Here is a 13,915-nt window from a genome sequence, read left to right as displayed (position 1 = left end):
CCGCCGGCCGCCCCGAGCGGCAGGTCACCGTCGGTAAACGGTCAGCGCTGCGTCCAGGTGGGGCGTTGGAGCAGGCCCACGAACTCGACAAGCAGTCGCTCGCGGAGCGCGGGCGGGGCGGCGTCGAGCAGGGTGTTCACCACCGCCATCCGCTCCGGCAGCGGCGCACCGTCCGGCTCGCCGCCCAGGCCCAGGCCGGCGGCCAGACCGACCACCAACTCCGGGGTCAGCGCCTCGGGGCTGAGGGCGCCGACCAGGGCCGCCAACTCGGCGGGCAGCCGCACCGGGCCGGCCGCGTGGGCCGCCGCCGCCGCGTCGGTCAGGTCCGGGCCGAACTCGGCCACCCGGGGCGCGACCGAGGCGGTCACCGTGAGGTGCACGCTTGCCGGCAGACCGGCGTACGACAGTTGGGGTTGGGTGTGCCAGCCGCGCGCGGTCAGCTCGTCGACCAGGACGAACAGGTCGGGGCCACCCTCGGTGGCGGTGAAGCAGACCACTGTGGACTCCGGTTCGGCCAGCAGCCGCAGCCCGTCGACGGCGCGGACCGCGTCGGCCAGGCCGGCGACCGCGTCCCTGGTGACGGCGGCCAACCGCAGGTAGCCAGCGTCGCCGAGGTGCCGCAGGGTGGCGTACGCGGCGGCGATCGGCCCGCCCGAACGGGTGGACGCGATCACCGGATTGATCATCGTGTAGCCGGGCCAGTCCGCGTACGCGAAGTACTGCGGGGCGCGGAGCGCGGCGTCGCGGTGCAGCAGCACCGACACGCCCTTCGGCGCGTACGCGTACTTGTGCAGGTCGACCGAGATGGAGGTGACCCCGGGGACCGAGAAGTCGAACGCCGGCACCGGCTCGCCGAGGCGACGCAGGTACGGCAGGGTCCAGCCGCCGAAGCAGGCGTCGACGTGACAGCGCACCCCGGCGTCGGCGGCCGCTGCGGCGATCTCGGCGACCGGGTCCACCACCCCGTGCGCGTACGAGGGCGCGGAGCAGGCGACAAGCACCGTCTCCGGGCGGATCGCGGCGGCCATCGCGACGGGGTCGGGGCGCAGCGTGTCCACCGAGACCGGCACCACGTCCAGCGCCACCCGCAGGTAGTGCGCCGCCTTGGCGAACGCGGCGTGCGCGCTCGACGGCACCACGATCCGGGGTACGGCGATCTCCGGGTGGGCGTCCCGGGCCGCCTTGACGGCGAGGATCAGCGACTCGGTGCCGCCGCTGGTGACGCTGCCGACCACGTCGGGCGCGGTCGTCCCCGGCCCACCGCCGAGCACCCGGCCGGCGGCGCCGACGAGCGCGTTCTCCATGGCCAGCAGGGAGGGGAACGCGGTTGGGTCGAGTCCGTTGACGTGGGCGCTCTCCCGGTGGGCGGCGGCGGTCAACTCGTCGAGTCCCGGCACCGCCGGGTCGTACACGTAGGCGAACAGCCGTCCCCCGTGGGTGGGCCGGTCGCCCGCGCGCAGTCGCCGGACCTCCTCCAACGCGACATCCGCGGCCACCCCGTCGCGGGACAGCGCCCCCGCCCCGACCGTGTTCTCGTCGATCATGGAGTTCTGGTGCCCTTCTCGATGCGGCCCACCGCCGTGAGGTGCTGGCCCTGCGCGGAGGCCAGGACGGCGGGGGTCAGGGTGTAGCGGCGCAGGAGCAGGATCGGGGGGCCCAGCAGCAGGGCCGGGATGATCGTGAAGCCGAGGAGTACGCCCAGTCGCGCCGTGTCGGACTGCGCGGCGGCGGTTCCGGTGTCGGAGGAGACGTAGCCGGAGAGCTGGAGCACCAGCCCGTACACGCCCGGGCCGAGGGCCAGGCCGAGGGTCTCCCCGGCGGTCCACAGGCCGGTGAAGACGCCCGCCTGCCGCCGGCCGGTACGTGCCGTGTCGTACGCGATGCAGTCCGGGAGCATGGCCAGCGCGAACACCTGCTGCCCGGCGTACCCGACGCCGAGGACCGCGACCACCAGGTAGACGATGATCGGGGGCAGCACCGGGGCGGCGGCCAGGGCGAGCGCCCCGACGGCGAGGATCAGCCCGGCGGCGACCAGGGCGGACCGTTTGCCCACCCGGGCGCCGACGCGGGACCAGAGCGGCATCACCAGCAGCGCCGGCCCGACGAAGCAGGCGAAGAGCAGTGTCGGCCCGCTCTTCTCGTCGCGCAGGATCTGCCCGGCGAAGTAGTTGACCCCGGCGAGGATGGTCGCCACCCCTGCGGACTGCACCACGAAGCAGACCAGCAGCGCCCGGAACGGGCGGTTGGCGGCGGCCACGGCGAGTTGGGCGCGCAGTGTCGGCTCGCTGGCGCCGACCGTGCCACCGGGAGCGGACCGGGTGCCGAGGAACGCGCCGACGGCACCGATGGCGATGAGGGCCGCCACGAACAGGCCCATCCAGCGGTGACCGGGGACACCGTCGCCGCCGGCCGTCACGACCAGCGGGGCGACCGCGCCGGAGACCAGGATGGTCAGCGCCAGCACGGCGATCCGCCAGGTCATCAGCCGGGTGCGCTCGGCGTAGTCGTCGGTCATCTCGGCGGGCATCGCCACGTACGGCACCTGGAAGAAGGCGAACGCGGTGGCCGTGGCGAGGAAGGCGAGCGCCACGTACGCCGCGGCGGCCGGCCCGTTGCCGAACGGCGCGGCGAAGATGGCCGCGAAGAGCACGGCGAGCGCGAGACCGGCGACGAGCAGGTACGGGCGGCGGGCGCCCCAGCGCGACCGGGTGCGGTCGGAGATCCGCCCGGCGACCGGGTTGACCAGCACGTCCCATGCCTTGGGCAGCAGCACCAGCAGGGCTGCCAGCCCGGCGGCCACGCCCAACGTGTCGGTGAGGTACGGCAGCAGCAGCAGGCCGGGCACGGTGCCGAACGCGCCGGTGGCGAGCGAGCCGAGCGCGTACCCGGCGTGCACCGGGCGGGGCAGCCGACCGTCGGCCGGCGGGCCGGACGCGTCCGCGCCGGCGGCGGGCAGGCTGGCCGCATTCGCGCCGGCGGCGGGCAGGCCGGCGGCACCCGGCGGCTGGTTCATGGGGCCGAATGTTACTCACGTTATGCCGGAGGTCACATCCCCTCCTCCGGTGACCAACCCGCCCGACCGATGTCGACACCCTCGCCGCGCAACGGTGTCCCCTCGGCCCGGAGCCGCGCCCGGGCCTCCCGCTCGTGCCCCGGGGGCAGCCGCCCCGCCGAGGTCACCACGCGGTGCCACGGCACCGAGCCACCGTGTCGGGCCATGATGTTGCCGACCAGTCGCGCGGAGGAGCGCCCCGAGCGCTCGGCCAGGGCGTCGGCGACCGCGCCGTACGACATCACCCGACCCTCCGGGATCCGCTCCACCAGGTCGAGCACCGCCTCGACGTACTCGTCAGGAGTCACAATCGGCCACCATATGGGAACGCAACCGGGCGACGCCGGCGTGACCACGCAGAATGGGCGGGTGCGCGACGCAGTCACGGCCGCCCGGCGGGTCGTCGTCAAGATCGGATCCTCCTCGTTGACCACCGCCACGGGCGGACTGGCCGACGAGCGCGTCGATGCGCTTGTCGACACCCTCGGGCGGCTCACCGCCGAAGGACGCGAGGTGGTGCTGGTCTCGTCCGGCGCCATCGCCGCCGGCCTGGCCCCGCTCGGGTTGACCAGGCGTCCGCGCGACCTGGCCACCCAGCAGGCCGCCGCCAGCGTCGGGCAGGGCCTGTTGATCGGCAGGTACGCGGCCAGCTTCGCCCGGCACGGCCGCACCGTCGGGCAGGTGCTGCTCACCGTCGACGACGTGACCCGACGCGCGCACTACCGCAACGCGTACCGCACACTGCGCAAACTGCTCGACCTGCACGCGGTGCCCATCGTCAACGAGAACGACACGGTGGCCACCGAGGAGATCCGGTTCGGCGACAACGACCGGCTGGCGGCGCTGGTGGCCGCGCTTGTGCACGCCGACCTGCTGGTGCTCCTCTCCGACGTGGACGCCCTCTGGACCGGCGACCCGGCCCGCCCGCACTCGACGCGGATCGCTGAGGTCCGCAGCGACGAGGACCTCGCCGGGATCACCATCGGCGGCGCCGGCCGGTCCGGGGTCGGCACCGGCGGCATGGTGACAAAGGTCGAGGCGGCCCGCATCGCCACCGGCTTCGGCATTCCCGTGGTGCTCACCGCCGCCGACCTGGCCGCGTCGGCGCTGGCCGGCGAGCCCGTGGGCACGCTGTTCCACCCGCAGCGGCAGCGCCCGACGGCCCGACTGTTCTGGCTGGCCCACGCCACCTCGCCCCGGGGGCGTCTGCACCTCGACCCGGGCGCGGTGGCCGCAGTCGTCGGCCGACGCAAGTCGCTGCTGCCCGCAGGCATCACCGCCGTGGACGGCACGTTCACCGCCGGCGACCCGGTGGACCTGGTCGACACCGCAGGCGCCCCGGTCGCCAGGGGCCTGGTCAACTACGACGCGGTGGAGCTGCCCGGGCTGCTCGGCCGCTCCACCTCCGAACTCGCCGCGGCGCTCGGCCCGGCGTACGAACGGGAGGTCGTCCACCGCGACGACCTCGTGCTGCTCTAAGGAGTCAATGATGAGCGTCGTCGAGCAGGCGCGACGGGCGCGGGACGCCGCCGCCGACCTGGCCGTGGCCACGCGTACGGCCAAGGACGCCGCGCTGGTCGCGATGGCCGACGCGCTTGTGGCGCGTACCCCGGAGATCCTGGCCGCGAACGAGACGGACCTGGCGGCCGGTCGGGAGGCCGGGCTGAGCGCGGCCGTCCTGGACCGGCTCGCGCTCGACGCGGGCCGGGTGGCGGGCATCGCCGACGCGCTGCGCGAGATGGCCGCGCTGCCCGACCCGGTCGGCGAGGTGGTCCGCGGCTCGACCCTCCCCAACGGGCTGGAGCTGCGCCAGATCCGGGTGCCGTTCGGTGTCGTCGGCATCATCTACGAGGCACGCCCCAACGTGACTGTGGACGCCGCCGGGATCTGCCTGAAGTCCGGCAACGCGGCGCTGCTGCGCGGGTCGTCCTCGGCCGCGCACTCCAACGCGGCGCTTGTCGCGGTGCTGCGCGACGCGATCGCCGAGGCCGGCCTGCCGGCCGACACGGTGCAGCTGCTCGACGCCAGCTCCCGCGACTCGGTCAAGGAGCTGATGCGCGCCCGAGGGCTCGTCGACGTGCTCATCCCGCGCGGCGGCGCGTCGCTGATCCGCACGGTGGTCGAGGAGTCGACAGTGCCGGTGATCGAGACCGGGGTGGGCAACTGCCACGTGTACGTCGACGCCGCCGCCGACCTGGCGAAGGCCGTGGCGGTGACGTTGAACGCCAAGACGCAGCGCCTGTCCACCTGCAACACGGCCGAGTCGCTGCTCGTGCACGCCGACGTCGCCGACGCGTTCCTGCCGCCGGTGCTTGCCGCGTTCGCCGAGGCCGGCGTCACAGTGCACGGCTCCCCCGAGGTGGCCGCGTACTCGGCGGCGGTGGTCCCCGCCACCGAGGAGGACTTCGCCACCGAGTACCTGTCCGCCGACATCTCGGTGGCGGTGGTCGAGTCGTTGGACGCGGCGGTCGCGCACATCCGCCGCTTCGGCACCGGGCACACCGAGGCGATCCTCACCGACTCGGCGAGCGCGGCCCGCGACTTCGTGGCCCGGGTGGACGCGGCGGCGGTGATGGTGAACGCGTCGACCCGGTTCACCGACGGGGGCGAGTTCGGCTTCGGCGCGGAGATCGGCATCTCGACGCAGAAGCTGCACGCCCGCGGCCCGATGGGTCTGCCCGAGCTGACCAGCACCAAGTACGTCGTCACCGGGGACGGGCACCTGCGCTAGCCCGGCTGCGGGGCTGCTCCGCTCGCCGGCGGTCGGCAGGCCCGGATCGCGGACAGCGTGGAGTGCACGTCGAACTGGTGACCGTCGTCGCTCTCCCAACCACCGTCGCTGCGCTGGGTCTCGGCGAGCCGCCGCAGCGCCCGCACCATGATCCAGTCGTGGTGGTCGATGCCGACGCGGCGCAGCGTGGCCGCCAGCCAGGCCACGTCGCCCGGTGACATCGTGGGCATCCGTTCGGCGAGCACCACCTGGATCCGCGCCGACTCCTGGAACATGTCCTGACGGTGCAGCACGGCCGCGCCCAGCCAGCCGGCGGCGAGGAACGACGGCCAACTGCCGTCCGGGCGCAGCCGCGCGACGATGGACTGCGCCGCCGCCTGCACCACACCTGCGTACGCCCCGCCGACCCGGTGATCCAGCGGACCCGAGGCGCGGGCGTCCAGGCCGGCGACGGTCAGCCAGAAGCCGGCGTTGGCGGTGAGGAAGAGTTTGGCCTCCGGATCGCCCGGGCGTGCCCACTCCGGGGCCGAGCCGGTCAGTGAGAGGTCCTCGTCCCAGCCGCCGTCGGGCTGCTGCCGGGACGCCAGCCAGTCCAGGGCCCGGCGGGCGGCGGGACGGCCCAGCGCGCCCAGGTCGTCCAACTCGGAGAGCCGGAAGCAGGTGGCGTCGACCGAGGCGACCTCGCCACCCCAGGTCGCCGGCCAGGCCCCGTCCGGCGACTGGCCGACCTCGGCCGTCTCCAACAGCTCCGGCGGCACCGGCGTGTTGTTGCGCAGCCAGGAGAGGCGGGCGCGTTCCACCGCGTCCCCATGCGCCACGACGAACCCGATCGCGGCTTCCAAGTCGACCACGGCGGAGACGCTACCTGCGCAGACGCGATCGCGCCTCGGTGAATCGGCCAGCCGGAACTGGCTGCGTCGCTCCGGCCCGAGCGCCGCACGCAGCCAGCTGCGTCGATTTACCGTCGGCGCCGGGGCGGCGCGGTGTGGCGTCGCCCCGGCGGGCCGGTCAGTACGCGGGCAGCGACGGGTCGATCTGCTTGATCCAGGAGAGCACGCCGCCCTGCACGTGTACGGCGTCGCGGAACCCGGCCGCCTTCAGCGCGGCGAGCGCCTCCGCCGAGCGGACGCCGGACTTGCAGTGCAGCACGATCTGCCTGTCCTGCGGGAGCTTGGCAAGGGCCTCGCCGGAGATGATGTCGCCCTTGGGGATGAGGGTGGCACCGGGGATCCGCACGATCTCGTACTCGGCCGGCTCCCGCACGTCGACGAGGAAGATGTCCTTGCCGGCGTCCTGCCACTCCTTGAGCTCCAGGGCGGTGATGGTCGAGTCGAGCGTCGCCTCCTGGGCCTCCTCGGAGACAGCGCCGCAGAAGTCCTCGTAGTCTTCCAGCAGGTCGGTGACGGTCGGATTCTCGCCGCAGAGCACGCAGTTCGGGTCCTTCCGGACCTTGATCTTGCGGTACTCCATCTCCAGGGCGTCGTAGACCATCAGGCGGCCGACAAGCGGCTCGCCGATGCCGGTGAGCAGCTTGATGGCCTCGTTCACCTGGATCGAGCCGATCGACGCGCAGAGCACGCCGAGCACGCCACCCTCGGCGCAGGACGGGACCATGCCGGGCGGCGGCGGCTCCGGGTAGAGGCACCGGTAGCAGGGGCCGTGCTCGGCCCAGAACACCGACGCCTGGCCGTCGAAGCGGTAGATCGAGCCCCAGACGTACGGCTTGCCGAGCAGCACCGCCGCGTCGTTGACCATGTACCGGGTGGCGAAGTTGTCGGTGCCGTCGACGATCAGGTCGTACTGGGCGAAGATCTCGCGGACGTTCTCGCGGTCCAACGCGGTGTTGTGGATCTCCACGTTGACCAGCGGGTTGATCTCGCGGATCGACGCGGCGGCCGACTCGGCCTTGGAACGGCCGATGTCGGACACGCCGTGGATGATCTGACGCTGGAGGTTCGACTCGTCGACGGTGTCGAAGTCGATGATGCCGAGGGTGCCGACCCCCGCCGCGGCGAGGTAGAGCAGGGCGGGCGAGCCGAGGCCACCGGCGCCGACACAGAGCACCCGGGCGTTCTTCAGCCGCTTCTGGCCGGTCACCCCGACGTCCGGGATGATCAGGTGGCGTGAGTAGCGGCGGATCTCGTCAACTGTCAGCTCGGCGGCGGGCTCGACGAGCGGGGGCAACGACACGGTGGACTCCCCGGGATCGGCGGTGTGAACCGCGCCATTGTTGCTCGCCCGGGCCGCACTCGGCCATGAGGGAGGACACGTGGCCCGCGATGCGGGAGGGGAATATCTGACGGCGGGTCGGTCAGGGGACGATGTCGCCGGCGTAGCGACGGCCGTCGAGGTAGGGCCAGGCGTTGGCCACGCAGCCCCGCAGCCCGTACGTCTGCTGCTGCATCACCGGCGCGGGCTCCCCCGGACCGGGGCACGCCTCGTGCTCCTCGCCGAACTCGTGGCCGACCTCGTGGTTGATGACGTAGGTGCGGTACGTCTCCAGCGGGGCACCGTAGTCGGGCACGGCCTCCTGCCAGCGGGCCAGGTTGATGATGACCTGCCCGGGCAGCCGACAGGAGGTGTAGCGCTCGGTGGTCAACCCGCCCTCGGCACACATCCGCTCCGACGTGACAGGGGTGGCGAGGTAGACGGTGAAGTCGGCGATCTGGGCGTCGGCCACCCGCTGCACGCGCAGTTCGCCGGAGGCGATCCAGCTGCGCCTGTCGGCCAGCACCTCGTCCACCCGTGTGGCGAACGCGTCGGCGTTCTGACCGCTGCCGCGCTCGACCACTACCCGGTAGCGACGCAGCGGCCCGTCCGCACCGTGCACTGTCGTCCCGCCGTGCGCGACTGTGAAGTGTCCCGAACCGACCGACGGATAGCCGCTGGGCACCGGGTGGGCCTCCCCGCCACCCAGGCCCATCCCGCCCTGCGTCGGGGTGGGCGGTACGTCGACCGGCGGCTCGCCACCCCGCGTCACTGTGACGCCGACTGTCGCGGCGGCGAGCACGAGCAGGCCGAGCAGCAGGCTACGGCGTCGTCGACGGCGCATCCGTACGAGCGTGGGACGCGCACCCTCGTACACCGAGCCCTCGGGCGGGTCGGGCGGCACGGGCGGGCCGTAAGGGGACGACGGCGTCATGACGCCCAGCCTGCCAGATATTTCGGGTGATTCTCCGCTTTTGCCGCCATTGATGCAATATGCCAGGACACCGGCGCTCGGGACCGGAACGGTCAGAGAGCCGGCCCGGTGTAGCGCCGACCGTCGACGTACGGCCACGGGTTGACCCGGCACCCGTGGAGGAAGAGGGTCTGCTGCATCATCACCGGCGCCGGACGCCCCGCGCCAGGGCAGCGCTCGTGCCGGTGCCCGAGCTGGTGACCCACCTCGTGGTTGACCACGTACGTCCGGTAGACCGCCAGCGGCACGCCCGCCGACACGAAGTGCGGCACCGACAACCGCCAACGATCCAGGTTGATGATCACCTGGCCGGGCGCCCTGCAGGACGTGTACGGCCGCCCACCGATCCGGATGTCCACGCCACCGTCGGCGCACATCCGGCCCGCCGTACGGGCGGTCGCCAGATAGACGGTGAAGTCCCGGGGAGCGTCCCCCGGGACCTGCTGCAACCGCAGCCGGCCGCTGTCGACCCAGCTCCCTGGCCCGGTGAGCGCCACCTGGACAGCCTGCGCGAACGCGGCGACGTCCTCGTTGCTGCCCGACTCGACCGCCACCCGGTAGCGGCGCAGCTGACCCGCCCGACCCAGCACCGGGCCGGCGTGGTCGGCGTGGCCGAATCGGCCGGTCCCCGCGGTCGGCACCGCGCCCGGCATCCGCAGCACCGGCGGCGGGGGCGGCGACGGACTCGGCGACGCGGCGATGGCGGTCGGCAACGGATCCGCCGACGGCGGCAACTGCCCGCCCACCAGCGGCGGCGGCGCGACCTCCTCGGCGGTCAGCCGATCGGGTGGCTCACCCGACCTCTCGGCGATCACACTCACCGCGGCACCGATCGCCAGCACCACCGCCACCAACTGGGCGATCAGCGCGAAGCGTCGACGGCGGCGAGCGGACCTGGACATCCTGGTCAGCCTGCCAGATCGGACGGCCGAACGGCCTCCTCCGTTTCGGCGAGCAGGCCGACCACCGCCCGGGCGACGAGCCGGGGAACCTCCAGCTGCGCCACGTGACCGACACCGTCGAGCATCAGCAGTCGACTGTCCGGGATGACCCGGGCGGTCTGCGGCGCCACGCGGACGTCGACGAGCCGGTCCTGCCGGCCGCCCACCACAAGCGTCGGCGCGCGGACCGCCCCGGCGAGCCGCCACAGCGAGCCCGCCCCCGGCAGGTACGCCCGCAGGAAACTGGAGACCAGCCCGCGGAACGTCCGGACGTACGCGGCCGCGTAGTGCTCCGCCTCGTACCGGACCCGGATCTCCTCCAACGCCTCGGCACGACGTTGGGCGCAGATACGGCTGAGGTCGGCGACGCACGCCTCCAACACCTGCTCGGCCATCACCTCGGGCGCGAGTTGGGTGAGGTGCCGGGCGACCAGCCGCTCACCCCGGGGGATGACCAGCACCGGCAGCATCCGTCCCTGCAACGACCGCCGGAAGTCCAGGAACGGCAGCGCCGGAGAGATCAGGGTGAGGGTACGGACCAGGTCGGGCCGCAGCCCCGCCACCTGGACCGAGACCGCGCCGCCCAGCGAGTTGCCGAACAGGTGGACCGGCCCCCGACCGGAGTGCTCGATCCACCTGATGACCAGGTCGGCGAAGGCCGGAATCGTGTAGCGCGGACCCGGCTCGCTGCGGCCGAACCCGGGCAGGTCGATGGCCTGGCCGTCCAGCCGGTCGGCGAGCAGCCCGGCCAGGTCGGTCCAGTTCTGCGACGAGCCGCCGAGCCCGTGCACGTACAGCGCCGGCTCCGCGCCGGCGGTCGTCGCCGGAGTGTCCCGCACGTAGGTGGCGACGCCGTCGAGGCGAACCTCCCGGCCCGGCCACGGCGGTGGGACACCGACCTCGGGGAGAAGATGGTCCGGCCAGAGGGAGGCGCGTTTCATCCTCCCAGTCTGCCTCGGACCACTCAGGACAGCAGCGCCTCCAGCCGACGGTTGACCGCCGCCAGCGTCGCCCGGACCACCGCCTGCCGCGGGTCGCCAGCCACGAGAGCCGAGCCGGCGAGCTGCTCGACCCAACCCTCGCAGACCAGCAGCACCACCACAGTTGCCACCTCGCAGTTGCCGAACGGCACCACCGCCGCGTGCTCGACGAAGCAGCGGCCCCGCTCGGCGTTCTCGGCGCCGCGCAGCAACTCGTCCACCGCCGCGGCCGCGGCCACCGCGCAGAGCCGCAACACGTACCCGTCCACCGCCGGCCCGGTCGCGTACCCGGCGGCGTTGTCCTCGCCGGCCAGCAGCCGCACCTCGACGTTGGCGTCCAGACCGAAGGTGCTGACCTGCACGTGGTCGATGACCACGCGCGGCCCCAGCACGCCGCCGGTGTCCAGCGGCCGGGACGGCGCCGACTCCGTCGTGGTCACCTGACCACCGGAGTACGACGTACCGATCGTTGCCGGGCTGCCGGTGGCCCCGCCGGTGGGCGCGGCCGAGACCGAGCCGGGTTCCTCGACCGTGGCGCGGCCCCGGTGCGGAGCGCCAGCCCGCCGTCGACGTGCGGCGTCCGGCCCGGCCCACTGCTCCGCGCCCTCGGCGGTACGCGGTTCCGCGCCGGTGTCGCCCGGCTCGGCGACGCGTTGCTCGACGACCGCGCGCGGCTCGACGACCGCGCGCTGCTCGACTGCGCGCGACTCGACGGGTCGTGACGCCGCAGGGCGCGGCTCGGCGGCGCGACGGCGGACCGGCGGGGTCGGCGTGGTGGGCAGGCCGGGCACGTTCTGCGGAGCGGCGGCGAGCCCCATCCGCTCCTGGAGCAGCCGGGCCACCTGTCGACTCACCTCGGCCGGATCGGCACCGTCGGCCAGGTCCAGCCGGAGACTGTGCGCCCCGGCCGGGGTACGCCGCAGGGCCGCGTCCCGGACGCCCGCGACCTCCCGTACGGCGTCCAGGATGGCGTTGACGTCGAACCCCTCGGGACGCTCCCGCAACGGGGCGGGCTCGTCGTCGCGGCGCAGGTGGGTGGCGATGCGAGCGAGTTCGGGAGTTTCGGCGGGTGGCTCCACGGCTGGCGGCTCCGGCACAACGGGCACGTCCGGTTCCGCGGGGACGCGCTGGGGCAGCACCGCCAACGTGTCGGGACGTCGACCGCCGTCGGCGGGCTCGGTCGGCGACGCCGGGTCGGGGGCGGATCGGCGAGCCGCGTAGGGAGGGGCGGACGCGGGTGACGGCTGGTCGTGACGCCCCGACCCGCTCGTGGCGGGGGCCGGACCGGCGCCGATCGAGGGAGGCGGAGGGCCGGCGAGGGCAGGACCGCTCGCCGTCGGGGTGGCAGGTGTCGGCTCGGCGGGCGAAGCCTCGGGCGGCTCGGGGGTCGCTGGCCGGAGCCGGAACGGTGCGGTCGGCCGGACCGGCCCCGTCGACTCGCCCGCGCCGCTCGCCCGGGGAGAGGTCGCCGGCCGGGTGACCGGCCAGGACGGACGTTCGGCCGGAGCTGCCGGAATGCGTCCCTCGGACCAGTCGGGTCGCTCCGCCGCCACGGGCGTCGGCGATCCGCCCGACCAGGAGGGCCGCTCGGCCACCGGGGGGACCGGTGGCGCCGACGGCGGCGCGTCAGTCAACGTCGGCGGTGGGCCGGCGGGCGCCGGTGGCGGCGGATCGACAGGCGCGGGCGGGTCGACGGCTGCCGGGCCCGCCCAGGACGGTCGCGTGCCCGCAGGTGTGCCGGCGGGTGTCGGATCGCCCGCCCAGGACGGACGTGACGGCGGGACGCTGGTCGGCACCGGCTCGGAGCCACCGGCCCAGGAGGGGCGGGGCGGCGGTGGGAGCGCCGATGCCGGGCCGGCCCAGGACGGGCGCGACGGCGGGGCGCTGGCCGGCGTCGGATCCGGCCCACCGGCCCAGGAGGGACGTTCGACGGCCGGCGGGCCACTGGTCGGCTCGGCACGGGCGACGCCGCCCGACGCAGCACCAGCCCACGACGGGCGCTCGATGGCCGGCGGGCCACTGGTGGGGGCGGGGCCACCGGCCCACGACGGACGGTCGACGGCCGGCGGGCCACTGGTCGGCTCGGCACGGGCGCTGTCCGACGCCGACCCACCGGCCCACGACGGGCGCTCAACGGCCGGTGGGCCGCTGGTGGGGGCGGGGCCGCCGGCCCAGGAGGGGCGCTCCGCGGCGGGCGAAGGGGTGCGTGGGGGTACGGGCGGGCCGCTGGTCGGGGTGGGGTCCGTGCCGCCCGCGCGGGGTGACGGGTCGGCCGACGGGCTGACCGGGACCGGCGCGGCCCAGGACGGGCGGCCCGCGGGGAGGGTGCTGGTCGGCTCGGGCGTCGGTCCACCGGCCCAGGGGGGGCGCTCGGCCGGCTCGGGCCGGGAGGCCTCCGGAGGCCCGCTGGTCGGGGCCGTGGCCGGTCGTTCCCCGGCCCAGGATGGGCGCGTGGGCGTGCCGCGGTCGGCGTCCGCCTCGGCCTGGGGGGCGTCCCGGGTGACGTCGTACGCCCGGGGTGGTTCGACGGACACCGGCTCGTACGGACGGGTCGGCTCGGCGCGCACCGGCTCGTAGGGCAGGTGGGGCTCGGCGGCCCAGCCCGGCGCGGACTCGTCCCGCGCCGTTCGACCGACCGGCTCGCCGTCCTGGCGGGACCAGGGCGGCGCCCACCCACTGCCCCAGCTCGGGCGGTTCCAGCTGGGCCCGGACCAGTCCGGCTCGATGGAGGGAGACTCACCCGCTCGGTGCGTGTCTCCGGTGGGGCGCTCCGACTCGAAGTCGTCGCCGCGCCCGGACTCGGCCGATGCCTCCGCTGCGAGCGGGGCCCGCCAGTCGCGCGACACGGCCGGGTGATCGTCGACGCCCGACCGTTCGCCGGTGGGCGCGCGGAGGCCGGGCGGCACCTCGAAACCCGAGGCGGCCGTGCCGACGGGTGGCACCTGGATGGCTGCCGGTGCCGTGCCGGGCACTCCGGGGTCGGCCCAGCGGACGCTGCGCGGCGCGGCAGGATCGGTGGTGGAGTGCCGG

11 protein-coding genes are annotated in these 13,915 nt (G+C 74.7%); 2 read left to right on the top strand and 9 right to left on the bottom strand.

The window, feature by feature from the left end:
- Positions 1 to 41: 41 nt before the first annotated feature.
- From ACLQ26_RS13715 to ACLQ26_RS13705, 3 genes are read right to left on the bottom strand one after another with little or no spacing between them, the layout of a single operon-like run.
- Positions 42 to 1,544: a pyridoxal phosphate-dependent decarboxylase family protein gene (locus tag ACLQ26_RS13715; RefSeq protein ID WP_425744760.1), complete on the bottom strand. Its 1,503-nt coding sequence runs from the start codon at positions 1,542 to 1,544 to the stop codon at positions 42 to 44.
- Entirely contained in the window at positions 1,541 to 3,013 is a 1,473-nt protein-coding gene (locus tag ACLQ26_RS13710) for an MFS transporter (RefSeq protein ID WP_425744759.1), read from the bottom strand. Before ACLQ26_RS13710 ends, ACLQ26_RS13715 begins: the two co-directional genes overlap by 4 nt.
- 32 nt (positions 3,014 to 3,045) lie before the next feature.
- On the bottom strand, positions 3,046 to 3,360 hold the full coding sequence (locus ACLQ26_RS13705) for an MGMT family protein (protein ID WP_425744758.1): 315 nt from the start codon (positions 3,358 to 3,360) through the stop codon (positions 3,046 to 3,048).
- A gap of 13 nt (positions 3,361 to 3,373) precedes the next feature.
- Between ACLQ26_RS13705 and proB the strand changes: the two genes are divergently transcribed.
- Both proB and ACLQ26_RS13695 read left to right on the top strand, forming a co-directional pair.
- Positions 3,374 to 4,531 carry a glutamate 5-kinase gene (gene proB, locus ACLQ26_RS13700; protein ID WP_425744757.1) on the top strand — a complete coding sequence of 386 codons (1,158 nt, stop codon included), beginning with the start codon at positions 3,374 to 3,376 and terminating at the stop codon, positions 4,529 to 4,531.
- A 10-nt stretch (positions 4,532 to 4,541) separates the two neighbouring features.
- A complete protein-coding gene (locus ACLQ26_RS13695) occupies positions 4,542 to 5,783 on the top strand; it encodes a glutamate-5-semialdehyde dehydrogenase (RefSeq protein WP_425744756.1) in 1,242 nt (413 codons plus the stop codon).
- Here the strand turns inward: ACLQ26_RS13695 and ACLQ26_RS13690 are convergent.
- From ACLQ26_RS13690 to ACLQ26_RS13665, 6 genes are all read right to left on the bottom strand, one after another.
- Positions 5,780 to 6,727, bottom strand: coding sequence for a prenyltransferase/squalene oxidase repeat-containing protein (locus ACLQ26_RS13690; RefSeq protein ID WP_425744817.1), 948 nt, complete (start codon positions 6,725 to 6,727; stop codon positions 5,780 to 5,782). The genes ACLQ26_RS13695 and ACLQ26_RS13690 overlap by 4 nt on opposite strands.
- Positions 6,728 to 6,791: 64 nt before the next feature.
- The gene (moeZ, locus tag ACLQ26_RS13685) at positions 6,792 to 7,973 is read right to left on the bottom strand and encodes an adenylyltransferase/sulfurtransferase MoeZ (protein ID WP_425744755.1); all 1,182 of its coding nucleotides are present in this window, start codon (positions 7,971 to 7,973) and stop codon (positions 6,792 to 6,794) included.
- Positions 7,974 to 8,094: 121 nt separating this feature from the next.
- Positions 8,095 to 8,925: a DUF3152 domain-containing protein gene (locus ACLQ26_RS13680; protein WP_425744754.1), complete on the bottom strand. Its 831-nt coding sequence runs from the start codon at positions 8,923 to 8,925 to the stop codon at positions 8,095 to 8,097.
- A 92-nt stretch (positions 8,926 to 9,017) separates the two neighbouring features.
- On the bottom strand, positions 9,018 to 9,866 hold the full coding sequence (locus ACLQ26_RS13675; protein ID WP_425744753.1) for a DUF3152 domain-containing protein: 849 nt from the start codon (positions 9,864 to 9,866) through the stop codon (positions 9,018 to 9,020).
- 5 nt (positions 9,867 to 9,871) lie between these two features.
- Positions 9,872 to 10,846, bottom strand: a complete 975-nt coding sequence (locus ACLQ26_RS13670; RefSeq protein WP_425744752.1) for an alpha/beta fold hydrolase — start codon at positions 10,844 to 10,846, stop codon at positions 9,872 to 9,874.
- A gap of 23 nt (positions 10,847 to 10,869) precedes the next feature.
- Positions 10,870 to 12,891 (bottom strand): hypothetical protein, encoded by a 2,022-nt coding sequence (locus ACLQ26_RS13665; RefSeq protein WP_425744816.1) that lies wholly within the window; start codon positions 12,889 to 12,891, stop codon positions 10,870 to 10,872.
- Positions 12,892 to 13,915 lie beyond the last annotated feature (1,024 nt).

It is taken from the genome of Micromonospora sp. DT43, assembly GCF_049841645.1.
Taxonomy (GTDB): Bacteria; Actinomycetota; Actinomycetes; order Mycobacteriales; family Micromonosporaceae; genus Micromonospora.
The sequence above is the reverse complement of the archived record's forward strand: the minus strand, read 5'-3'. Positions and strand labels throughout refer to the sequence as shown.

What these genes read in the sequence shown, in the direction of transcription:
- ACLQ26_RS13670 (WP_425744752.1), bottom strand. Translation starts at nt 10,846, where the DNA reads ATGAAACGCGCCTCCCTCTGGCCGGACCATCTTCTCCCCGAGGTCGGT.
- proB (WP_425744757.1), top strand. Translation starts at nt 3,374, where the DNA reads ATGGGAACGCAACCGGGCGACGCCGGCGTGACCACGCAGAATGGGCGG.
- ACLQ26_RS13695 (WP_425744756.1), top strand. Translation starts at nt 4,542, where the DNA reads ATGAGCGTCGTCGAGCAGGCGCGACGGGCGCGGGACGCCGCCGCCGAC.
- ACLQ26_RS13715 (WP_425744760.1), bottom strand. Translation starts at nt 1,544, where the DNA reads ATGATCGACGAGAACACGGTCGGGGCGGGGGCGCTGTCCCGCGACGGG.
- ACLQ26_RS13675 (WP_425744753.1), bottom strand. Translation starts at nt 9,866, where the DNA reads ATGTCCAGGTCCGCTCGCCGCCGTCGACGCTTCGCGCTGATCGCCCAG.
- ACLQ26_RS13680 (WP_425744754.1), bottom strand. Translation starts at nt 8,925, where the DNA reads ATGACGCCGTCGTCCCCTTACGGCCCGCCCGTGCCGCCCGACCCGCCC.
- ACLQ26_RS13710 (WP_425744759.1), bottom strand. Translation starts at nt 3,013, where the DNA reads ATGAACCAGCCGCCGGGTGCCGCCGGCCTGCCCGCCGCCGGCGCGAAT.